This is a genomic window from Phaeobacter sp. PT47_59, assembly GCF_028890025.1.
GTDB lineage: Bacteria > Pseudomonadota > Alphaproteobacteria > Rhodobacterales > Rhodobacteraceae > Phycobacter.
Genome location: NZ_JARCJL010000007.1, coordinates 189,523 through 210,565, shown reverse-complemented (window position 1 = coordinate 210,565; position 21,043 = coordinate 189,523). Strand labels below are relative to the sequence as shown.

Annotated in this window: 18 protein-coding genes and 1 tRNA gene; 8 read left to right on the top strand and 11 right to left on the bottom strand. The window is 62.8% G+C overall.

Features of this window, described 5'->3' with window-relative positions:
- Window positions 1-79: 79 nt before the first annotated feature.
- On the top strand, window positions 80-1,582 hold the full coding sequence (locus tag PXK01_RS09145; protein WP_274859737.1) for an ATP-binding protein: 1,503 nt from the start codon (window positions 80-82) through the stop codon (window positions 1,580-1,582).
- 89 nt (window positions 1,583-1,671) lie between these two features.
- Here the strand turns inward: PXK01_RS09145 and PXK01_RS09140 are convergent, their stop codons facing one another.
- Window positions 1,672-4,473: a PAS domain S-box protein gene (locus PXK01_RS09140; protein ID WP_274859736.1), complete on the bottom strand. Its 2,802-nt coding sequence runs from the start codon at window positions 4,471-4,473 to the stop codon at window positions 1,672-1,674.
- A 548-nt stretch (window positions 4,474-5,021) separates the two neighbouring features.
- Window positions 5,022-5,098: transfer RNA gene (locus PXK01_RS09135), tRNA-Pro, on the bottom strand.
- Window positions 5,099-5,233: 135 nt separating this feature from the next.
- Here PXK01_RS09135 and PXK01_RS09130 point away from each other — a divergent pair.
- Complete coding sequence (locus tag PXK01_RS09130; RefSeq protein WP_274859735.1) at window positions 5,234-6,847, top strand: Na/Pi cotransporter family protein; 1,614 nt, start codon at window positions 5,234-5,236, stop codon at window positions 6,845-6,847.
- Here the strand turns inward: PXK01_RS09130 and leuB are convergent.
- Window positions 6,844-7,947 (bottom strand): 3-isopropylmalate dehydrogenase, encoded by a 1,104-nt coding sequence (leuB, locus tag PXK01_RS09125; protein ID WP_274859733.1) that lies wholly within the window; start codon window positions 7,945-7,947, stop codon window positions 6,844-6,846. The two genes, PXK01_RS09130 and leuB, sit on opposite strands and share 4 nt — an antisense overlap.
- 73 nt (window positions 7,948-8,020) lie before the next feature.
- Window positions 8,021-8,929 (bottom strand): LysR family transcriptional regulator, encoded by a 909-nt coding sequence (locus PXK01_RS09120; RefSeq protein WP_274859732.1) that lies wholly within the window; start codon window positions 8,927-8,929, stop codon window positions 8,021-8,023.
- 93 nt (window positions 8,930-9,022) lie between these two features.
- Here PXK01_RS09120 and PXK01_RS09115 point away from each other — a divergent pair, with 93 nt between their 5' ends.
- Window positions 9,023-9,892: an epimerase gene (locus tag PXK01_RS09115; RefSeq protein WP_274859731.1), complete on the top strand. Its 870-nt coding sequence runs from the start codon at window positions 9,023-9,025 to the stop codon at window positions 9,890-9,892.
- A gap of 161 nt (window positions 9,893-10,053) precedes the next feature.
- Here the strand turns inward: PXK01_RS09115 and PXK01_RS09110 are convergent, their stop codons facing one another.
- From PXK01_RS09110 to PXK01_RS09090, 5 genes are all read right to left on the bottom strand, one after another.
- Window positions 10,054-11,142, bottom strand: a complete 1,089-nt coding sequence (locus PXK01_RS09110; protein ID WP_274859730.1) for an endonuclease/exonuclease/phosphatase family protein — start codon at window positions 11,140-11,142, stop codon at window positions 10,054-10,056.
- Entirely contained in the window at window positions 11,139-11,972 is an 834-nt protein-coding gene (locus tag PXK01_RS09105) for a hypothetical protein (RefSeq protein ID WP_274859729.1), read from the bottom strand. The genes PXK01_RS09110 and PXK01_RS09105 overlap by 4 nt, the downstream gene beginning before the upstream one ends.
- Window positions 11,973-12,400: 428 nt before the next feature.
- Window positions 12,401-13,006 (bottom strand): 3-isopropylmalate dehydratase small subunit, encoded by a 606-nt coding sequence (gene leuD / locus PXK01_RS09100; protein WP_274859728.1) that lies wholly within the window; start codon window positions 13,004-13,006, stop codon window positions 12,401-12,403.
- A 12-nt stretch (window positions 13,007-13,018) separates the two neighbouring features.
- Window positions 13,019-14,425: a 3-isopropylmalate dehydratase large subunit gene (gene leuC / locus PXK01_RS09095; protein WP_274849292.1), complete on the bottom strand. Its 1,407-nt coding sequence runs from the start codon at window positions 14,423-14,425 to the stop codon at window positions 13,019-13,021.
- Window positions 14,426-14,479: 54 nt separating this feature from the next.
- A complete protein-coding gene (locus tag PXK01_RS09090; RefSeq protein ID WP_226892586.1) occupies window positions 14,480-14,578 on the bottom strand; it encodes an isopropylmalate isomerase in 99 nt (32 codons plus the stop codon).
- A 102-nt stretch (window positions 14,579-14,680) separates the two neighbouring features.
- On the opposite strand from PXK01_RS09090, the gene PXK01_RS09085 reads away from it, so the two are divergent.
- The 3 genes from PXK01_RS09085 to rlmH all read left to right on the top strand — a co-directional run bounded on the left by PXK01_RS09085 (window position 14,681) and on the right by rlmH (window position 17,202).
- Window positions 14,681-16,111: a mechanosensitive ion channel family protein gene (locus PXK01_RS09085; protein WP_446728431.1), complete on the top strand. Its 1,431-nt coding sequence runs from the start codon at window positions 14,681-14,683 to the stop codon at window positions 16,109-16,111.
- A 188-nt stretch (window positions 16,112-16,299) separates the two neighbouring features.
- A complete protein-coding gene (gene rsfS / locus PXK01_RS09080; RefSeq protein ID WP_274849293.1) occupies window positions 16,300-16,656 on the top strand; it encodes a ribosome silencing factor in 357 nt (118 codons plus the stop codon).
- Window positions 16,657-16,731: 75 nt separating this feature from the next.
- A complete protein-coding gene (rlmH, locus tag PXK01_RS09075) occupies window positions 16,732-17,202 on the top strand; it encodes a 23S rRNA (pseudouridine(1915)-N(3))-methyltransferase RlmH (protein WP_274849294.1) in 471 nt (156 codons plus the stop codon).
- A gap of 10 nt (window positions 17,203-17,212) precedes the next feature.
- Here the strand turns inward: rlmH and PXK01_RS09070 are convergent, their stop codons facing one another.
- Together PXK01_RS09070 and PXK01_RS09065 are read right to left on the bottom strand one after the other, a co-directional pair.
- A complete protein-coding gene (locus tag PXK01_RS09070; protein ID WP_274849295.1) occupies window positions 17,213-17,572 on the bottom strand; it encodes a hypothetical protein in 360 nt (119 codons plus the stop codon).
- Between the two features lie 36 nt (window positions 17,573-17,608).
- Window positions 17,609-18,343 carry a DUF599 domain-containing protein gene (locus PXK01_RS09065; RefSeq protein ID WP_274849296.1) on the bottom strand — a complete coding sequence of 245 codons (735 nt, stop codon included), beginning with the start codon at window positions 18,341-18,343 and terminating at the stop codon, window positions 17,609-17,611.
- A gap of 82 nt (window positions 18,344-18,425) precedes the next feature.
- Between PXK01_RS09065 and PXK01_RS09060 the strand changes: the two genes are divergently transcribed.
- Both PXK01_RS09060 and PXK01_RS09055 read left to right on the top strand, forming a co-directional pair.
- Window positions 18,426-19,874: an FAD-linked oxidase C-terminal domain-containing protein gene (locus tag PXK01_RS09060; protein ID WP_274849297.1), complete on the top strand. Its 1,449-nt coding sequence runs from the start codon at window positions 18,426-18,428 to the stop codon at window positions 19,872-19,874.
- 46 nt (window positions 19,875-19,920) lie between these two features.
- Window positions 19,921-21,042: an FAD-binding protein gene (locus PXK01_RS09055; RefSeq protein ID WP_274859741.1), complete on the top strand. Its 1,122-nt coding sequence runs from the start codon at window positions 19,921-19,923 to the stop codon at window positions 21,040-21,042.
- The last annotated feature ends 1 nt before the right edge of the window (window position 21,043 follow it).

Sequence of the window (21,043 nt, the reverse complement as noted above, 5' to 3'; positions counted from 1 at the left end):
GCCATCAACACCATGATTTATATAGGTAATGTCGAGTTCAGGACAGCGAAATCAGCGGGTTACTTGGGGAATACGGGTTGTGATCTTTGATTTGGACGCCGGGCAGGTCGCCGCGGTGAACAGGCGGGCAGAAGAGCTTTTTGGCATCTCCCGGGACGATCTCGAAAACGCACCGATGCTGGAAAAACAGTGCCCCGAGCGACAACCCTCCGGAGACCTGAGCGCCGATGTCGTCCGGCAACATATGGACAAGGCATTGGATGGCGCGCATCCTGTTTTCAACCTGGAGATCCTGAACGCCGAAGGCGAAGCGGTGTTTTGCGAGATTTCCCTGTCGCGGATTCCCCCGACGGACAGGACGTTGATGCGGGCGAATATCTCGGACATCTCGAACCGGCTGGCCGAACAAAAACAACGGGAGGATCTCCAGTCCAGCCTGGCGGCATCGCAAAGACGTGAGGCCATCGGCCAGTTGACCGGCGGCGTGGCGCATGACTTCAACAACATCCTGGCGATCATCATGGGCAACCTCGAATTGCTGCGCGAGCGGGTCGAGGACGAGGAGCTTGAGGTCATCATCAACGGCGCCATTTCAGCCAGTGAACGCGGGGCGGGTCTGACCCGAAGCCTGCTTGCCTTCGCGCATGAGGCCCGCTTGCAGCCCGAGGTGGTGGATCTCAACACGATTGTGCACGAGGCCGAGAAATGGATGCGCCGTACCCTGCCGGCCTCTATCGTCGTGGAGATCTCTCTGCTGGCCGGTCTTTGGCCGGTGAAGCTGGATCGGACATCCCTGGAAAGCGCGCTGTTGAACCTGATCCTGAATGCCCGCGATGCAATGCAGGGCCATGGCAGGCTGACCATCGAAACCGCAAACATCCGCCTGGATGAAACCTACCTCGATGCCCGGGGCGAAGAGATCAAGCCCGGGCGCTATGTCATGCTGGCGGTCAGCGACACTGGCACCGGGATCGATCCTGAAATCCTGGAGCGCATGTTCGATCCCTTCTTCACCACCAAGCCGCCCGGATCCGGGTCCGGGGTGGGTCTGTCGATGGTGCAGGGCTTTGTGCAGCAGTCGCTGGGCACCGTTCAGGTCTATAGCGAAACAGCCGTTGGAACCACGCTGAAACTGTATTTTCCGGTCAGCGACACGGCTCTGCCCGCCAAGGCGGAAGAGTCGCCGGTGCAGGCGGACCGCAACGCGGGCGCCGGGCGTATCCTGTTGGCCGAGGATCAAGAGCAGGTCCGGGCACTTCTGCTGACCATATTGCAGACCGGCGGCTACGAGGTGACAGCCGCCAGCACCGGCGATGCCGCCTTTGAGATATTCCAGTCCGATCCGACATTCGACCTTGTCGTGACCGACATCGTGATGCCCGGGGACCTGCAGGGGACCGACCTTGCAAAGAGGATCCGCGAGACGCATCCCGATACCCCCTTCATCTTCATGTCCGGCTATGCCGCCGAGGCGACGGTGCATGGCAACGGCCTGCGTCCCGAAGACGTGCGGTTGATGAAACCTGTGCCGAAGGCCGACCTGTTGAAGGCCGTGGCGACCATGCTGCGCAAGACCGGGTGATGTACAGACCCCGGCTGTCGGCATTGACCTAGCCAGGCCCTAGGGCGTCTCGATGATCATGAGCCTCTGCACGTCGCAGCTGGGGCGGCTCAGGGCTGCCCGCCCCGTTTCAAGGCGTGTTTGACGGCTGCGATCAGGTCATTCTTTGGGATCGGCTTGCTCAACCGCAGGTCTTCGGGGCGCAGGCCGTTGCCGTGGACCTGGGCTTCATTGGCGTAGCCTGACATGAAGATGACAGCCAGTTCGGGCCGCAATGCCCGCGCGGCCTTTGCCAGATGTGTCCCCATCAGCGCGCCGGGCATCACGATGTCGGTCACCAGCAAGTCGAAGTCCGGATCCTGCTGCAAGATCTCCAATGCGTCGTCGCCGCTGTTTGCCGGGGTCACGATGCACCCAATTCCCTCGAGCGTTTTCTGGATGATCTCCAGAACCTCCGGCTCATCCTCGGCAACAAGAACCTTTGCCCCGACGTTCTGCAGGGCCTCTTCGGCCCGTGCGGGCTGTGCGGTCGAGCTGCCATCGCCCGTCTCCAGCGCCTTGAAGTATATCCTGAAGGTGGTGCCGATCCCGGGCTCCGAATAGACCTGAACCGATCCGCCGGTTTGTTTGACAAAGCCCTGTATCATCGAAAGACCAAGCCCCGAGCCGCGTCCCGCTTCCTTGGTGGTGTAGAAGGGTTCGAATATCTTGCCGATTTCATTCTTCGGGATGCCACAGCCGGTATCGGTGACGGAAAGAACCGCGTATCTGCCCTGTCGAACCAGTTCGCCGCTGGAATCCCTGAAATCCTGGTCTCTCTCGATATTGCAGGTTTCGATGGTCATCTTGCCACCATGCGGCATCGCGTCCCTGGCATTCAGGATGAGATTCAAAAAGGCGCTTTCGGTAGAGCTACGATCCGCGGACACCTCCCACAGGTCACTGCTGAGCGCCATGTGGATCTCGATGTTTTCAGGCAGCGTCCTGCTGATCCAGTTCTGCGTGTCTTCGATGACGGCGTTCAGGTGAAGCGTGGTGGGTTCAAGACGTGCCTGGCGCGCAAAACTGAGCATGTTTTGAGTGAGATCCGCTCCGCGCCTGGTGGCCGCGATGCTCTTGCGAACGAAGGCCAGCTGATCCACGCTGGTCAGCTCTTCCTGAAGCAGTTCAAGGTTCCCGAGGATTACAGCCAGCAGGTTGTTGAAGTCATGAGCCACGCCGCCGGTTAGCTTGCCAATGGCCTCCATTTTCTGCGCCTGGGCCAATGCGGTTTGCGCCTCGTGCTTTTCGGTCACATCGATCAGCACGCCTTCCAGTTCAATCTCGCCGTCTTCGGTGACGATCGGGCGTCCGCGTTCACTCAGCCAGATTTCGCTGCCATCGCTCCTTTTGACGGCATACTCGAACGAGAAATCGCTGCCATCGGCTATTGCCTTGTCGACCGCCTCGTTCATCTTCTTCATGTCGGTTTCGGAAATAACCGAGCCGAAGTTGATCGTGTGACGCTCACCGTCCTGATCATCGCGCAGCTTGGGATCAAAGAACGTGTTAAACCCGGCGCTTTTGTAGATCGGCGTCCAGTTTTCATCGTTCTTCACCCGGTAGATGGCACCGGGAATATTGTCCATCAGGTTTTCCAACTGGGCGCGTTTCAACTCGAGCTCGGATTTCCTGTTCTCCTGCTCGGTCACATCCAGCAGCACACCCGTCGTTTCGATCAATTTGCCGGTGATGTCGAAAACCGGTTCGCCAATCTCGTGAAGAACGCGCACGTCACCGTCGTCGCGGATGATCCTGGTGACGATATTGTAGCCGGTCCGGTTCCTGGAGGCCCCTTCAACCACCGCACGGTAGCGGTCCCTGTCATCGGGGTGGATCCAGCTGAGATCTTTATCGTACTGCAGCCCGTTGCTGTCGTCCTGCGCCGCATCGACGTGTTTGTTGGCGACAGTCCTGCTCATCAACTCTTCCGGCGAAATGCCATAGATATTCGCCAGCTCGGGAGAGCAGTAGGAAATGCGCGCCTCGACTTCGTCCCAGATCCAAGAGGCCACATTCGCCAGCCGTGCCGCATTCAGGTATTTCTGCTCGCTGGACTTCAGATCCTGTTCCCGCATCACACGGTTTGTGATGTCGCGTATGATCCCGCAATAGCCAAGAAACGCCCCATCGTCCGAATAGGATGGCTTGGCGGAGAGCTCCAGAAACACCCGTTGGCCCGTGCTGTCGACAGATGCAAAGGTGCAGTCGTCAATATCGCCCCGTTCCGCAACCACCCCTTGCAACTCGCCCCAGGATCCCCGTGCCGGGTCAACCTGCGGCATCTCCCACAGTTTCAGACCGATGAGAGGCTCCAGATCGCGCGAGGTCTTCGCCCCGCCGAGATGGTACTTCTGCAACCTGAAGTCCGTATCCATTTCCCAGTATTGGTCGACGACGTGCTGATCGAAATACGAGGATCTTCTTTGGGCAACATCGGCCTTGGGGTGAGAGACCTGGTCGCGGGGCGTATCGAAACAGGCTGAAACAAGGCTGGCGATGCATTCCGCAACGGTCTGTTCCTCGGCGCTCCATAGGTGCTGCCTGCCGATACGTTCCAGAACAAGGATCCCGGGGCTCTGGCCGACGGAGGCCAGGCGGCAGGCCAGGATCGAGCGGGCCGCACCCCCCGCAGGTGAAATCTGTTCCGGCGCTTCGCTGACATCGTCAATGGCAATGACAGCCTGATCCTCCAGCGCCTTCAGCAAGGGGGGGAGGGCCGACGCGTCGATCGTTCGGCCTTGGGCGCGCCCTGCACCCCATTCGAACAGGGGCAGCAGATGCTGGGCCTGCGTCTTGCATGGCCAAACCGTTATCCGATCAACGTGAATGGCGTCAGCCAGGGTCGAGCAATAGAATGCCAGCGCTTCCATTGGATCGAGCCTGGAAAACTCCCTGCCAACTATCAGCTTCCTGAGCAGGGACTCTGTGGTGCGTTCCGTCAATGTCCACCTGTCCCCAACTGTGGTTTCCCTTCTGACCATCACCCTGGTGTCGGTTGCGGTCGATCATGTCGGACTCTTGTGGATACGGTCTTCTTTCGAGCGCATCGGGCGCTGCAAAGGGTATCGCGGCTGTTTCAGCTGCCGAGCTTAGATGTTTTTTACTCAAAGTCCACATTCTGAAGGTGTGCCAGCCTGCGCCAGCAGGGACCTGTCCCGGTTTGATGCCGCTCCTTGGATGGCATTGCTGGCAGAAAGGAAGACGAACCTCGGGAGTGACAAAAAGGGGAGCAGTGCGGACAGAGACGCAGCAGGTGGCGCAGAGAAGTGACCTGACCGGGAAGCCGCGGGTCTCAGATCCGGATCCTGAGCCTAGCCAAATGGCTGATATCGCAGGGGGGACAGCTTCGCTCAGGTTCAACGAACCTGCGATCCCTGTCTTGAAAACAACAAAGGCGCCCTGGGGCGCCTTGTTTTATTGGTCGGAGTGAGAGGATTCGAACCTCCGGCCCCTGCCTCCCGAAGACAGTGCTCTACCAGGCTGAGCTACACTCCGACCGTGGCGCGGGATTATACCCGGAGCGTGGGTTTTGCAAGCGCAATTGTCGTGGTATTTTTCCGCCATGCCGAATTATCCAAAACCTGCCCCCGCCCGCCGACACTGCCCGCATAACCGGATGCAGGCGGTTCTATGACGGCTGACTACCTTTCCATTCTGGGCGGCATCGGCATGTTTCTGGTGGGCATGAAGATCATGACCGCAGCCCTGAGGGACGCGGCCGGATCGAACCTGCGCGCCGTTCTCACGCGTTTCACCACCACGCCCCTGCGTGGGGTGATGACCGGAACCGTGTCGACGGCCATCATCCAATCCTCCAGTGCCACGACCGTGATGACCGTGGGCTTTGTTGGCGCCGGGCTGTTGACGATGCCGCAGGCGCTGGGGGTGATCTACGGGGCCAATATCGGCACCACGGCCACGGGCTGGCTGGTGTCGATCCTCGGCTTCAAGCTGAAGCTGGGCAGCCTTGCGATGGCGGGTTTGCTGCTGGCGGGGCTGGCGGATCTTCTGGGGCGCGGCCGGGTGGCGCGCATTGGCCGGATGGTGTCGGGGCTGTGCCTGCTGCTGATCGGACTGGATCTGATGCAGGCGGGCATGGGTGATGTCTCGGGGCTGATCACGCCAAAGATGCTGCCCACCGATACCCTGTGGGGGCTCATAGTGCTGGTGGGGCTGGGGGTGGGGATCACCATCGTGATGCAGTCCTCCTCGGCGGCGGTGGCCCTGGCCTTGGTGATGGTACAGGGCGGAGCGCTGACCCTGACGCAGGCCCTGGCAATCGTGATCGGCATGAACGTGGGAACCACCTTCACCGCCATTCTGGCCTCCCTCGGGGGATCGCGCCCCATGCGCCAGACGGCCCTGGCGAACCTGCTGTTCAACGTGGTGACCTCGGTGGTGGCGCTGGTGATCTTGATCACAGGAGAGGCCGGGCTTGCCGCCCTGTTGGCTGCGGTCGGGCCGGTGACGGCGGTGCTGATTTTCCATATGGGGTTCAATATCCTGGGAACGGTGATGTTCCTGCCGCTGACCGGGCGCTTTGCCGCCGTTGTGGCGCGGCTGGTGCCCGAGCATCCGGCGGCGCCGCTCATCCATCTGGACCGGGCGCTGTTGCAGGATCCTGACCTTGCCCTGGTGGCGGCAGAGGCGGCGACGGCGACCCTGTCGCGGCGGATCCATATGGCCCTGGCGGCTGCCTTGCAGGAGCCGCCGGACTATCGGCCCGTGGCCGCGCTGCATGCCGTCGAGACGGGGGTGCAGGAGTTGTCCGCGTTTCTCGCCGATATCCGCCTGCCAGAGGGGCGCGCGGATCAGCAGCGCACCTATGGAGCCCTCATGCATCAGATCGACCACCTGCTGCGGCTGATGGAGCGCTGCAAGCAGACCGCACGTATCGCGGACCTGCTGGAGGATCCGCTGCTGCGCCGCCCGGCGCGGGCCTTTGCCATGGCATTGCAGGAATGTGCCGACGATTCGGCCGATCTGCATCGGGCAGCGACCCGGCTTGAGCGTCTGGCGCGGCTGGTTGAACAGCGCACCAACCGCCACCGAAGGGCGTTGATGCTAGGGGAGCATGCCGGGATGTACCAATTGTCCGAGGTCTTTGCCCATACGGACGCAATGCGGTGGTTGCAGCGCAGCCTGCATCATGCCGAGCGCATTGCATTCTATGGTCATGTCGCGCGTGAAGCGCTGGCTGCGGCAAAACCTGTCGCCGCAGCCGATCCTGTGAAAGAGCCTTAGAGGCTCGCGTCGAGCGCGGCGACGATGGCATCGCCCATTTCGCTGGTCGATACCGGATCGACGCCTTCTTCACCCAGGAGATCCGCCGTGCGCACGCCATCTGCCAGAACCTTTTCGACAGCTGCTTCGAGGCGGTCCGCCTCTACGCCCATGTCGAAGGAATAGCGCAGCGCCATGGCAAAGCTGAGGATACAGGCGATCGGGTTGGCCTTGCCCTGACCGGCAATATCGGGGGCCGAGCCATGCACGGGCTCATAGAGCGCCTTGGGGCGACCATTGGCCATCGGCTTGCCGAGGCTGGCCGAGGGCAGCATGCCAAGCGAGCCGGTCAGCATCGCGGCCGCATCGGACAAGAGGTCGCCAAACAGGTTGTCGGTGACAATCACGTCGAACTGCTTGGGCCAGCGGCACAGCTGCATGGCGCCGGCGTCGGCGTACATGTGGCTGAGTTCGACCTCCGGGTAGTCCTTGCCGACCTCGGTGACGACTTCGCGCCACAGGATGCCCGACTCCATCACGTTGGCCTTTTCCATCGAGCAGAGCTTCTTGTCGCGTTTCATCGCCAGCTCGAACGCCGAGCGCGCAACGCGGTCGATCTCGCTCTCCGTATAGCGCTGGGTGTTGATGCCGACGCGCTCGTTGCCTTCCTCGATGATGCCGCGCGGCTCACCGAAGTAGATGCCCGAGGTCAGTTCGCGCACGATCATGATGTCGAGACCTGCGACCACGTCTTTCTTCAGCGACGAGAAATCCGCCAGCGCGTCAAAGCACTGTGCCGGGCGCAGGTTGGCGTAAAGGTCCATTTCCTTGCGCAGGCGCAAGAGGCCGCGCTCGGGTTTTACCGAGAAGTCCAGCACGTCATACTTGGGGCCACCCACGGCACCCAGAAGCACGGCGTCGACCTCTTGTGCCTTGGCCATGGTGTCGTCATGCAGGGGCGTTCCATGGGCGTCATAGGCGGCGCCGCCGACCAGATCCTCGCTCACATCGAACTGAATGTCGCGCTTGTCACCGTACCAGCCGATGACCTTGCGGACCTCTGCCATGACTTCGGGGCCGATCCCGTCACCGGGCAGAATCAGAATCGATGGGTTGGACATGCGCTTCCTCCTTGAAATAGCTGGGAATGGGGTACTCTTCGCGCGGGCCAGCGTCAATAACGCGGCCTTGACTTTAAGGGGCGATGGCCTGTTTTGCCGCGCGCTCCAACCCTGTTGCCAGCATATCCCAGACGGCCCGGATCCGCGGGGTCTGCCGCATCACGCCATGGGCGGCCAGCCAGACCGGCAGCGGTGGCAGCGACAGGCCCAGATCCACTTCCTCGACCTCCGTGTCCAGGAGGGCGGGGCCACGCTGCGAAAACCCGATCCCGCAGCCTGCGCGCAACAGCTCCCAATAGGCGGACTGGTTGTCGCAGCGCAGCGCGAAGTCATGCCTGTCGACGTCAAACCCCATGGCCTGCATGGTGCGCAGGATCAGATCGTCTGCATCATAGCCGATCAGGTCGTGTTGCCAGAGATCGGCAAGGGTGTCGGGGCGCCCGCGCCGGTCCAGATAGCTTGTGGCGGCAAAGATCCCGAGCGGCAGATCCGCCACATGGCGGGCGACGATATCAAGCTGCGTCGGGCGATACATGCGGACCGCGATATCGGCGGCGCGGAACACCAGGCTTTCGGAGGCATCGCTGGGCACCAGTTCCAGTTCGATCCCCGGTTCGGTCGCGCGGATCTCGGCCAGGATGGCAGGCAAGACATAGTGCGAGGCAAAGACGCTGGCGGTGATCCGCACCGTTCCCGTCAAGTCCTGCGACTGGCCGGCGGCCTGCAGGCTGATGGCATTCATGCGGTCGTTGATCTCTCGCGCCAGGGGCAGCAGTCTTTCCCCCTGTGGCGCCAGGGTCAGGCCACGCGGGTGGCGGTGGAACAGGCGCTGGTCCAGCTCGCGTTCCAGCGTCTGGATATGGCGCCCCAGGGTGGGCTGACTGCGCCGCAGCCGTTTTGCCGCCGCCGAAAGCGAGCCGGTTTCGGCAACGGCGAGAAAGCTCTGGATCAGGGTCCAGTCGGTCAATGCAGGGTTATCCATTCACAAATGAATGGCAGATCTGCGGATCCATGCAATATGAATGATGCAATCCTCTGCCTATTCTGGGGCTGTTCAGGATGAAAGGAACAGATCATGCCCCGCAATGTGCTTGTCCTTGGTGCAACCGGCCGGTTTGGCCGCGCTGCCTTTCGTGCCTTTGAGGCGGCAGGAGATACCGTGCTGCCCTTTGACCGCGGGCGGGATGATCTGATGCGTGCCGCCATGGGCAAGGATATCATCGTGGTGGGGTGGAACCCGGCCTATCCCGACTGGGCCGCTCAGGTGCCGGGTCTTCACGCCCGGGTGATCGCCGCCTCCAAGGCAAGCGGTGCCACCGTGATCGTGCCGGGCAATGTCTATGTCTTCGGGCCTCAGACCCCCGGCCCCTGGTCCGCGCGCTCGCCTCATCGGGCCGAAAACCCGCTGGGCCGTATCCGGATCGCGATGGAGGAGGCCTATCGCACCTCCGGTGTGCGGACCATCCTGCTGCGGGCCGGGGATTTTCTGGATACCGAGGCCTCGGGGAACTGGTTCGATGCGGTGATGACGGCGAAGTTGACCAAGGGGCGGTTCGTCTATCCCGGCAATCCGGACATTCCGCATGCCTGGGCCTATCTGCCCGATATGGCACGGGCAGCGGTGGGGTTGGCGGATCTCGGGGATCGCCTGCCGGTCTTTGCGGACATTCCCTTTCCTGGATACACGCTGAGTGGGCGCGACTTGCTGGCGTCGGTGAATGGCTGCTTGGAACAGCCGGTTGTCATGAAGCAGATGGCCTGGTGGCCGGTGCAACTGGCGCGCCCGTTCTGGCCGATGGGGCGCTGCCTTCTCGAGATGCGCTACCTTTGGAATACCGCGCACAGTTTGGATGGCAGCTTGTTTGAGGGCCTGTTGCCCGGCTTCGAACACACAGAGCTTTCAGAGGCTCTGCACCAGGCGCTGCCCAAGGATCTGCTGAGATAGCGGCACGGCAGGCAGGATCTCCCGCCCCCGCAGGTGCCCTGGCTGGCGCCAGAACACCTTGGCGGCGTTGGGCGTGGCACCGCGCCATGCGCGGTGCCACGCCCAACGGGAAGCGCCTCTGACAGGAGGCAATGACGGGCGGGAGAGCGCCTTTTCTGGTGTCAGTCGGTTTCTGGTGTGGAGAGCGGGGGCAGGTCGATCTCCACCCAGACCAACCTGTGCCGACTGGCACGTTGTGCCGTGTCTTCACCGGGCAGCGACCACAAAACCCCTGCATCCAGAGCCTGAATGTTTGCCGACGGGAGCACATAGTCCACCCGCATCCTGCCGGGGGTCTGCCAATCCACCGTGCTCAAGTCGGCCTCTTGGCTGCCAGGGCGCGGATCCTTCAGCCGGGGATCTGCCAGCAACCCCTGGATGGCGCTGCGCAATCCGTCACCCTTTTCGGGGTCGAGATTGGCGCCGCCGACAATCACGAAGGGGCGGTTCTGGGCACGATGAAATGGAGCGGGGAGACGCGCGTCCAGCAGAAGCTGCCAGAGGCGGATCTCATCGTGGTTGCGGCGGCCATTGCGGTCTTCGGGACCATCGAACACCGGAGGCCCCGCCTGAAAGACCATCAGATCAAGGTGCTGGCCGTCCGGCAATCGGATCGGCACAACCCAATGGGCCGTCGAAGACAGGCGCTGGGCCGCTTGCGCTTGGGCCGTGGGGAAGGGACTGCCATCGGGGTGTTGCGGCAGCAATGCGGCAGGCAGGTCCCGCCACAGAAGCGGCGACAGGTCCAGGACCTCATCGTCCAGGATCGGATGGCGTGACAGCAGGGCGATCCCGCCCTTGCCGGTGAAATCGCCATAACCCTGGGAATCTCCGGGCCCGCCAAGGCGTCCGTCACCGTCTAGGTCCAGCCCCGAAGGAAGGCCTGCGTTGGGCCGCCTGGCAAAGAGATAGGGATAGGCCGCCCCGGCAAGGTCCAGGCGCCGCTGCAGGGCCTTCAGCGCCAGGTTCTCATAGTCCCAATCAATCCCCTGCAGGGCAATCACATCGGCCTTGGAAGCTTGGATCACCCGGATCACAGCGGCGATCTGCGCATCCTTTCCCTGTTCAATGTCGCGCAGCAGCAGGCCCGGCCCCTTGCGGGAGAGTTCGGTGTTGAAAGTGGCAATGCGATAGCTGTCGGCCCAGGCAGGCAGACATACTGACAGGAGGATGGAAAACGCGGCCGCCAGGGAAACGGCCCGCCCCCTCATGCGGTTTGCAGGATGTCGGGATCCGCGTAGGCCGCCCGGCGTCTTTGGGCAATCAGCTCGGCCACCCGCAACAGTGCCAGCCCACGCATGATCATCGAGGCAGGGACAAAGGCCCAGAGACCGATGGTCCAGACCAGGGTCTGCGGCGCGGCCAGCACGGCGGGATCGACCAGCCCGGAGCCGAGTTTCACCAGGGCCGGAATGGCAAAGGGCAACAGCACGCCGATCACCATGTTGATACGCCCGTCCCGCTGCAGGCGCAGCACCACGTCTCCGCCGGTGGTCGGGTCGAACAGCGGCAGGTTCACCCAGACATTGAAGGCGCCATTGCCAAGCGGCCAATTCCCGATTCGGATCGCCAGGGCGAAGGCGATGATCGCCAGCGCGGCCAGAAGATAGCTCAGCCCCGCGGCCGAGCGCACCGCCAGCACCAGCGCATCGGGCACCTCTGCAGGCATCATCAAAGTGGTGAGCTGAACGGGGGAATAGGCAAAATCCATCATCGCGCCCAGGCGCAGGGCAACCTCATGCACAAGCGCGGTCAGACTGGTGGGATCCAGCGGATGGCGCGCCAGCAGGCTCAGCAGGCCCACCGCCGCAAAGAAGGAGAAAAAGCGCATCCGGTTGAGCGGCGGCGCCTGGCGGAATTCCACAAAGCTTGGATAGTTCGAGAAATACTCGGCAAAGGTCAGCACCGCGCCCAGCAGCGCCATGAAGACGACGATCTCCGGAGATTCGGTGGCTGATACCGGTAGCAGCAAGGAGGGCATTGCAATCAACAATGCCACCAATACGCCACGGATTGCCGCGCCTGTGATGCGTGCGAACACTGCCTCTGTTTCCTTCAACCTGGACTGGCCGGTACTTTTGCCGGACCTTTGTTCCAACTTGTGTTCTCCGGTCTGCGCCGAAGAGTCTGCCTCAATTGTGCCTCATTTCAGCATGGCAGGGGGGCTGCACTCAAGTGGCTTGATCCGGAAACTCCGCGAAAATGCGCTCATCGCGGGGGGACTGGTGCGGGAATACATCAGCGGATGCCTTGGATTTCAGCGCCTTGCGGGGGCTTCCACAAGATGTTGGGGGTGGCGGCATCCCGACCGCAAGCGGCTTGGGCGCGATTTCCAGGGCCGGTGGGTTTCGGGATAATTTTAGTAAATATGTCTCAATTGTGGCGCGGGGGCGGTCGGCGCGGGTCGGCCCGCCACGAAAAAAGCCGCCCGCAGGGGCGGCTTTCGCAGTCATTTTGCGGCAGATCCGATCACACCCAGGGGCGCTCCTGGGACATCTTGCTCTCGTAGCTTTCGATGGCGCCCGCCTTTTCCATGGTCAGGCCGATGTCATCCAGCCCGTTCAGCAGGCAGTGCTTCTTGAACGCGTCCACATTGAAGGGAATCACCTCACCATCCGACGTGGTGATTTCCTGCGCTTCCAGATCCACGGTCATGCGCGCGTTTGCACCTTTTTCCGCGTCCTTCATCAAGAGGTCGACCTGTTCCTGCGGCAGCACGATGGGCAGGATGCCGTTCTTGAAGCAGTTGTTGAAGAAGATATCGGCAAAGGAGGTGGAGATCACGCATTTGATGCCGAAATCCGCAATCGCCCAGGGGGCGTGTTCGCGGGAGGACCCACAGCCGAAGTTGTCGCCCGCCACCAGGATTTCAGCCTCGCGGTACTGGGGCTTGTTCAGCACGAAATCCTCGATCTCGTTGCCCTCGCGGTCATAGCGCATCTCGTCAAAGAGGTTCACGCCAAGGCCCGAGCGCTTGATCGTCTTCAGGAAGATCTTGGGGATGATCATATCGGTGTCGATATTGACCAGCGGCATGGGCGCCGCGATACCGTGCAGTTTTTCGAACTTTTCCATATCGCTGGCTCCTTACATCAGCTCGCGGACATCGGTCAGGTGACCGGTGATGGCGGCAGCGGCGGCCATGGCCGGGCTGACCAGGTGGGTGCGGCCCTTATAGCCCTGACGCCCCTCGAAGTTGCGGTTCGAGGTGGCGGCGCAGCGCTCACCCTCGGACAGCTGGTCGGGGTTCATCGCCAGGCACATGGAGCAACCCGCAAGGCGCCATTCGAAACCGGCCTCCTTGAAGATGTCGGCCAGGCCTTCTTCCTCGGCCTGGGCGCGGACCAGACCCGAGCCGGGCACGATCATGGCCCGCATGCCGTCCTTGATCTTCTTGCCCTTGACCACCTCGGCCACGGCGCGCAGATCCTCGATCCGGCCATTGGTGCAGGAGCCGATGAAGACGGTATCGATCTGGATGTCGGTCAGCTTCTGACCGGGGGTGAGCCCCATGTAATCCAGCGCGCGACGGGCCGCTTCGACCTTGCCGCCGGTGAAATCCTCGGGGGAGGGGACAGTGGCGGTGATCGGCAGAACGTCTTCGGGCGAGGTGCCCCAGGTGACGACGGGCTGGATATCTTCGCCCTTCAGGGTCACCACCTTGTCGAAATGGGCGCCTTCATCGGTGTAAAGCGTCTTCCACCAGTTCAGCGCGGCTTCCCACTGGGCACCCTTGGGGGCGTGCGGGCGGCCTTTGACATACTCAAAGGTGGTTTCATCCGGCGCGATCAGCCCCGCGCGGGCGCCGCCTTCGATCGCCATGTTGCAGACGGTCATGCGCCCTTCCATGGAGAGATCGCGGATCGCCTCACCGCAGTATTCGATCACATAGCCGGTGCCGCCGGCGGTGCCGGTCTCGCCGATCACCGCAAGGGTGATGTCCTTGGCGGTCACGCCCGGCTTCAGCTTGCCGGTGATCTCCACCTTCATGTTCTTGGATTTCTTCTGGATCAGCGTCTGGGTGGCCAGCACGTGCTCCACCTCGGAGGTGCCGATGCCGTGTGCCAGCGCGCCGAATGCGCCGTGGGTGGCGGTGTGGCTGTCGCCGCAGACCACGGTCATGCCGGGCAGGGTCCAGCCCTGTTCGGGGCCGACGATATGCACGATGCCCTGGCGGATGTCGCTGACCGGGTAGTAGTGGACGCCGAATTCCTTGGCGTTCTTGTCGAGCGCCTCAACCTGGATGCGGCTTTCCTCGGTCATCTGCGCCGGGTCTTCACGGCCCGCCGTGGTGGGAACGTTGTGGTCCGGTACGGCGATGGTCTTCTCTGGCGAATGCACCTTGCGGCCGGCCATGCGCAGCCCTTCAAAGGCCTGCGGGCTGGTCACTTCGTGGACCAGGTGGCGGTCGATATAAAGCAGGCAGGTGCCATCCTCTGATTCATGCGCAACATGCGCATCCCAGATCTTGTCATAGAGTGTCTTGGGGGACATGGGTCCTCTCCCGTTCTGTATTGGAAAAGCTGGCTTGTGGCTCGGGCGGCAGCCTTATAGGCGCGCCAGAACCGTGCGGGCGGCGCCATAGAACCGTTCGCGCAGACGAGCGCGGTCTTGCAGTTCGATATTCTGGGCCAATACGAAAGTCATGCCAGTGAGATACAACTGCGCCGCTGGACAATCAAGGTTCCACGCAGGGGTACGGCGGCATTGTTCTTGCATATCTCCCCGCGCCACCGGCATGCTCACCTCATGGAGCAAGATACCGTTCAAACCGCCCCCACCGGGCCGACCGCCCCGACCGAGACCTTGACCGAGGCGTTGCCGGAGAATCTGCCTGAGAGCCTGTTCCAGGTTCTGAGCTGGCTGCTGGCCGAAGGGCAGTCGATGGTGACGCTGTTCGTGACGCCGGGCTGGCGGCAGTATCAGCTGTTCCTGATCCTTGGTCTGGCGCTGCTGGCCTATGTGATGAAGCTGGCAACGCGCGGAGGCTGGGACCGCTGGGCGCATCGGCGCGAGGGCTGGCCGAAATGGCGGCTCAGAGCCTTGCTGCAAATCCTGCGCCGGTTGACGCTGATCTACTTCGTCACCTTTTCGTGGACGCTCTATTGGGTGATGCAAGAGGTCACCTGGCCCTCGCGCAGCTACCTGATCGGGATCGCCGCGACCCTGGCGACCGCCTGGCTGGTGATCGGATTTCTGGCGCGGCTGGTGCGCAATCATACGCTGAGGCGGATCTTCACCTGGAGCCTTTGGATCTACGCGACCCTGGTGGCGCTGAACCTCGTGGATGATGTGGCGGGGTTTCTTGACAGTGTCGCGATTACCTTTGGCGCGATGCACCTGTCGGTGCTGGCGGTTCTGAAGGCGCTGATGCTGGGGGCGGTGCTGCTGACCCTGGCGCGGATCGGGTCCAACGCGGCAACGAAGGGATTGAAAAGCAACAGCGACATTTCGCCCTCGATGCAGGTGCTGATCGGCAAGGGGATCCAGCTGGCGCTTTACGGGCTGGCCGTCGTCGTCAGCATCCGCGCCATCGGGTTTGACCTGACGGGGCTTGCGGTCCTCTCCGGTGCCGTCGGTGTCGGCATCGGTTTTGGTCTGCAAAAAGTTGTGTCCAATCTGGTGTCGGGGATCATCATCCTGATGGATCGATCGATCAAGCCGGGGGATGTGATCTCGCTTGGAGAGACCTTCGGCTGGATCAATGCGCTGGGCGCGCGCTATGTCTCGGTGGTGACGCGGGACGGGCGGGAATACCTGATCCCGAACGAGGATCTGATCACCTCGCAGGTTGTGAACTGGTCCCATTCGGACCGCTATGTGCGGCTCGATATCCATTTCGGCACCGCCTATGGCGATGATCCGCACAAGGTGCGCAGGGTCGCCATCGATGCCGCGCGATCGGTCGGCAGGGTGCTTGCCACCCCCGGCAAGGCGCCGGTCTGCCATATCGTCGGTTTTGGCGACAGCAGCGTAGACTACGTGTTGCGCTTCTGGATCGGGGATCCGACCTCGGGCCTCACCAATATCCGCGGCAATGTCTACCTGGCCCTCTGGGATGCGTTTCAAACGGAAGGCATATCGATTCCCTTCCCGCAGCGCGAAGTACGTGTGCTGAACGAGCCTCTGTCGGTGGCCGATTTCCCTGCCGCGCAGCAGCGGATGCCGCCAGAGGACTGAACCAATGGGCCTCTTGATCCCTCTTATGCGCCTGCGGCAGTGCAGCGAAGCTTGATTGAAAAGCCCCGACCGACTTGCTACATTAACACTACCCCAGCGCCGTGGGATCGTCGGCGCGCAGCAAGGAGGACATTGTCCTGTCACCCGAACCTCATGCGGCAGCCGCCGCTGAAACCGAGGCAGCCGTGATGGCCGCCAAGACACGCCCCACCAGCGAGGTGCTGCTGGAGCGGATCCTCTCCTCTCTCGATGACGACAAGGCCGAAGAGGTCGTGCAGATCGACCTGCGCGGCAAGACGGCGATTGGCGATTTCATGGTCATCGCCTCGGGGCGCTCCACCCGCCAGGTTGCCGCCATGGCAGAAAAGCTGACCGACCGGCTCAAGCAGGAGTACGGCATCATCAGCAAGATCGAGGGCAAGGACACCGGCGACTGGGTGCTGATCGATACGGGCGATGTGATCGTTCATATCTTCCGCCCCGAAGTGCGCGAGTTCTACCAGTTGGAAAAGATGTGGGTGCCCGGCGCGGCAACCGGCAACTGACCCAAGTGTAGGGGCGGCCTGAACAGGCCTGCCCCAAGTCCCGCCTTGCTTGGCATGGCGGGGGAGAGTCCTCTGATGCGTCTACATATCTGCGCGGTCGGGCGGCTTCGCGCTGGCCCGGAAAAATCCCTGATCGACGATTATCTGACGCGGTTCGACCGCACCGGCCGGGCGCTGGGCCTTGGTCCTGCGCGGGTGATCGAGGTCGAGGACAAGAAGAACCTCGGCATGGGCGCCGAGGCGGATCTTCTGCGCAAGGCGCTGCCCAAGGGCGCGGTGATCTGCACCCTGGATGAGCGCGGCAAGCTGCTGTCCTCGCCTGATTTTGCCGACAAGATGGCAGGCTGGCGCGACAGCGGGCGGCAGGATCTGGCGCTGATCATCGGCGGGGCGGATGGCATTGACCCAAGCCTGCGGGCAGAGGCGGACTTCTCCATCTCCTTTGGCAAGATGGTCTGGCCGCATATGCTGGTCCGGGTGATGCTGGCCGAGCAGGTCTACCGCGCTGCCACCATCCTGTCCGGCAGCCCCTATCACCGCAGTTGACTGGCGTAGCCTAGGGTAGAGTCAGGCGAAACAGCTCATCTCCCCAGCCATCCAGATTGCAGCGCGCCTGGATCGTGACCTTTGTGATGCCGTCGGGGATCGCTATGCCGCTCAGGCTGCGGGTGAAGGGCTGCTCAGTCACATGCGGATGGGCCAGCACGCGCAGCCCCAGTTCGGCCCCGTTGTCATCCAGCACCCGCCAGCCGTCGGCATAGTGGTCCCAGCCCGTGTCCGGGTGGGATAGCGTCACGCTGATCGTCCAGCTGTCACCATTCTGCCGGGCCGTCGCCCCTTCGATGCGGGGGCTGTCGGCAAGGGCGGGCAGGGCAGTGCCCAGGGTACAGACAAGGGATATCAGGGCGGCTTTCATGTGCTCCACCATAGGCTACGCCCGGCCGGGGCGGGATCACGATGCCGTGTCTGCCTTGGTGGTTTTCTGGGCCTGGGGCGGGATGCGCAGCAACACGTTGCGCGATTGCGAGGCGAACTCGCGTCGGTACAGCACGGCGATGGTCACCAGCGAGGCCAGGATCAGCGGGATGGCCCCCGCCAGCCAGGCGGCCGAGGCCAGCGCGAAATAGGTGCACCGCATGCCCCGGTTGAAGCTGCGCGCGGCGGTGATTGACAGGTCCGCGGCCTGGGCGGCGCGGGGCAGGGCCAGCGGTTCTGCCGGATCGTTGGGTACCGCCGCCATCAGAACCGAGCAATAGCCGAACAGCCGATGCGCCCAGACGTATTTCAAAAACGCATTGGCGAGAAACAGCAGCACCGTCAGGATCTTCACCTCCCAGACAAAGGCGGGGGCGCTGTCCTGGATCAGGTCCGCAGCCACCCCGGCCAGCTGTTCCGTATTGCCGATCAGGGCCAGGCCGCCGCCCATCGCGATCATCGAGGCAGAGGCGAAGAAGGCGGTACCCTGGCGCAGGTTGCTGATCAGCTGCGCATCGAACATCCGCGGCTGGCGGGTCACCATCTGCACCATCCAGTCGCGGCGGAAATCGGCCATCAGGTAGGACACCGATGGCTTGTCCGGGCGCGGGTTCTCGATCCGCCAGCCGATCCAGATCCAGCCCGCGACAATCAGCGCCAGCGCGGCAAAATCCAAGGTTGAAAACAGGGCGATACGGTCGATCCAGGTCATGGCTGCACCCTAGCGGAGCATGTGCTCCCTTGCCAGATGGTATGAATTGGTAATATAACTTTACCAAAGAGGAGAGCCCGTCATGGAAATGCCCGCCCCGGACCCCGCCATCCTGTCGCGCAAAGCCCATCTGGCCGCGCGCCTGTCCAAGGTTCTGCCCGCAGATGCGCTGATCACCGATGAGGCCGAGACCCGCGCCTATGAATGCGATGCGCTGACCGCCTATCGCTGTCCGCCGCTGTTGGCGGTTTTGCCGCGCAACACGAAAGAAGTGTCCGATGTTCTGCGGATCTGCCACGAGGAAGGCGTGCCCGTGGTGCCGCGTGGGTCGGGAACCTCGCTGGCTGGGGGCGCCCTGCCGACCGCCGACAGCGTGATCCTTGGCGTGGCCCGCATGAATGACGTGCTGGAAACCGATTACGAGAATCGCATCATCCGGGTGCAGACCGGACGCACCAACCTCTCCGTTTCTGGCGCGGTGGAGGAAGAGGAGTTCTTCTACGCCCCCGATCCCTCCAGTCAGCTGGCCTGTGCCATTGCGGGCAATATCGCGATGAATTCGGGCGGTGCGCATTGCCTGAAATACGGCGTCACCACCAACAACCTGATGGGCGTTACCATGGTGATGATGGATGGCACCGTGGTCGAGATCGGCGGCGCGCATCTGGACGCGGGGGGCTTGGACCTCTTGGGGGTGATCTGCGGCAGCGAGGGGCAGCTGGGCGTGGTGACCGAGGCGACCCTGCGCATCCTGCGCAAGCCCGAGGGCGCGCGCCCCGTTCTGATTGGCTATGACAGCAACGAAGTCGCCGGTGCCTGCGTCTCCGACATCATCAAGGCGGGGGTTCTGCCCGTCGCCATCGAGTTCATGGACCGTCCCTGTATCGAGGCCTGCGAGGCCTTCGCCAAGGCGGGCTACCCGATGTGCGAGGCCCTGCTGATCGTCGAGGTCGAAGGAAGCCCCGCCGAGATCGACCACCAGCTTGGTCTGATCAAGGAGATCGCCCAGTCCCACAACCCGGTCGAGCTGCGCGAGGCAACCGACGCCGATGAGGCCGCCCGCATCTGGCTGGGCCGCAAGTCCGCCTTTGGCGCCATGGGGCAGATCAACGATTACATGTGCCTTGATGGCACCATCCCGGTGTCCTCGCTGCCTTACGTGCTGCGCCGCATCGGCGAGTTGAGCCAGCAATTCGGCCTGGCCGTGGCCAACGTCTTCCATGCGGGCGACGGTAACATGCACCCGCTGATCCTGTTCGATGCCAACAAGCCCGGCGATCTGGAACTCTGCGAGGAATTTGGTGCCGAGGTGCTGAAGCTCTGCGTTGAGGTGGGCGGCTGCCTGACCGGCGAACATGGCGTTGGAATCGAGAAACGCGATCTGATGCTGCATCAGTATACGGCAGACGATCTTGAGGCACAGCTGCGCGTGAAGGATGTCTTCGATCCGCAGTGGCTGCTCAATCCGGCTAAGGTCTTCCCGCTGTCGGTGACCGAAAGCCGCCGCGCGCCCGCCCTGGCGGCGGAATGATCCTGCGCCCAGAAACCAATATTAGACACGTTTGGAACAGACCATGATGCGACCCGAAAGCGAGGCCGATCTGGCCCGTATGATCGCCGAGGCCAAGGGGCCGCTCAATATCGAAGGCGGCGGCACCCGCGGCATGGGTGTCGAAGGGGAGACCCTGTCCCTGTCGGCCCTCAGCGGCGTTGAACTTTATGAACCCGGCGCGCTGACGCTGGTCGCCAAGGCCGGAACCCCGGTGTCAGAGATCGAGGCCTTGCTGGCAGGTGAAAACCAGCGGCTTGCCTTTGAACCGGCGGACTATCGCGGGTTGCTGGGCACCGAAGGCACGCCCACGATCGGCGGTGTCTTTGCCGCCAATATCTCCGGGCCCCGCCGCATCCAGGTGGGCGCCGCACGCGATTTCCTTCTGGGCGTGCGCTTCGTCGATGGGGCCGGGCAGATCGTCAAGAACGGCGGCCGGGTGATGAAGAACGTCACCGGCTACGATCTGGTGAAGCTGATGTCAGGCGCGCAAGGCACGCTTGGCGTGCTGAGCGAGGTCTCCTTCAAGGTGCTGCCAGAGGCCGAGAGCATGGCGACGGTTTCGGTCGCGGAACTGGATCTGCCGGGCGCCGTGCGGGTGATGTCGGCGGCGCTGGGTTCGCCCTTTGACGTGACCGGGGCAGCCTATGATCCGGACAGCCTGACCGCCCATATCCGCGTCGAAGGCTTTGCGGCTTCGGTCAGCTACCGCTGCGGAGAGCTGATCAGGATCCTGGGGGCGCATGGCACCGCAGAGCGGCAGGATGGCACCGCAGATCTGTGGCAGGGCATCCGCGATGTTGCCGCCTTTCACGGGCGTGATGGCGATGTCTGGCGGATCAGCGTCAAGCCCTCGGATGCGGTCGATCTGGCGCCGCGCCTTGGTGCCACCGCGCTGCAGTTTGATTGGGGCGGCGGCCTCATCTGGGCCTTGATGCCCGAGGGCAGCGATCTGCGCAAAGTGATGTCCGGTGTCGGCACCGGGATGGAGCCGATCCCGGGGCACGCCACCTTGATCCGCGCCAGCGCCGAAACCCGCGCCCGCCTGGGCCGGTTCGAACCGCAACCGGCACCTTTGGAGGCCCTGAACAAGGGGTTGCGAAACCAGTTCGATCCGCGCGGGATCCTGAACCCTGGCCTGATGGGATAAG

Coding starts and splice junctions, on each gene's coding strand:
- PXK01_RS09085 (WP_446728431.1), top strand. CDS start 14,681: ATGGAGCAAGATACCGTTCAAACCGCCCCCACCGGGCCGACCGCCCCG.
- PXK01_RS09090 (WP_226892586.1), bottom strand. CDS start 14,578: ATGACTTTCGTATTGGCCCAGAATATCGAACTGCAAGACCGCGCTCGT.
- PXK01_RS09055 (WP_274859741.1), top strand. CDS start 19,921: ATGCGACCCGAAAGCGAGGCCGATCTGGCCCGTATGATCGCCGAGGCC.
- leuB (WP_274859733.1), bottom strand. CDS start 7,947: ATGTCCAACCCATCGATTCTGATTCTGCCCGGTGACGGGATCGGCCCC.
- PXK01_RS09140 (WP_274859736.1), bottom strand. CDS start 4,473: ATGGAAGCGCTGGCATTCTATTGCTCGACCCTGGCTGACGCCATTCAC.
- PXK01_RS09115 (WP_274859731.1), top strand. CDS start 9,023: ATGCCCCGCAATGTGCTTGTCCTTGGTGCAACCGGCCGGTTTGGCCGC.
- PXK01_RS09130 (WP_274859735.1), top strand. CDS start 5,234: ATGACGGCTGACTACCTTTCCATTCTGGGCGGCATCGGCATGTTTCTG.
- rlmH (WP_274849294.1), top strand. CDS start 16,732: ATGCGTCTACATATCTGCGCGGTCGGGCGGCTTCGCGCTGGCCCGGAA.
- PXK01_RS09120 (WP_274859732.1), bottom strand. CDS start 8,929: ATGGATAACCCTGCATTGACCGACTGGACCCTGATCCAGAGCTTTCTC.
- rsfS (WP_274849293.1), top strand. CDS start 16,300: ATGGCCGCCAAGACACGCCCCACCAGCGAGGTGCTGCTGGAGCGGATC.
- leuD (WP_274859728.1), bottom strand. CDS start 13,006: ATGGAAAAGTTCGAAAAACTGCACGGTATCGCGGCGCCCATGCCGCTG.
- PXK01_RS09110 (WP_274859730.1), bottom strand. CDS start 11,142: ATGAGGGGGCGGGCCGTTTCCCTGGCGGCCGCGTTTTCCATCCTCCTG.
- PXK01_RS09065 (WP_274849296.1), bottom strand. CDS start 18,343: ATGACCTGGATCGACCGTATCGCCCTGTTTTCAACCTTGGATTTTGCC.
- PXK01_RS09070 (WP_274849295.1), bottom strand. CDS start 17,572: ATGAAAGCCGCCCTGATATCCCTTGTCTGTACCCTGGGCACTGCCCTG.
- PXK01_RS09060 (WP_274849297.1), top strand. CDS start 18,426: ATGGAAATGCCCGCCCCGGACCCCGCCATCCTGTCGCGCAAAGCCCAT.
- leuC (WP_274849292.1), bottom strand. CDS start 14,425: ATGTCCCCCAAGACACTCTATGACAAGATCTGGGATGCGCATGTTGCG.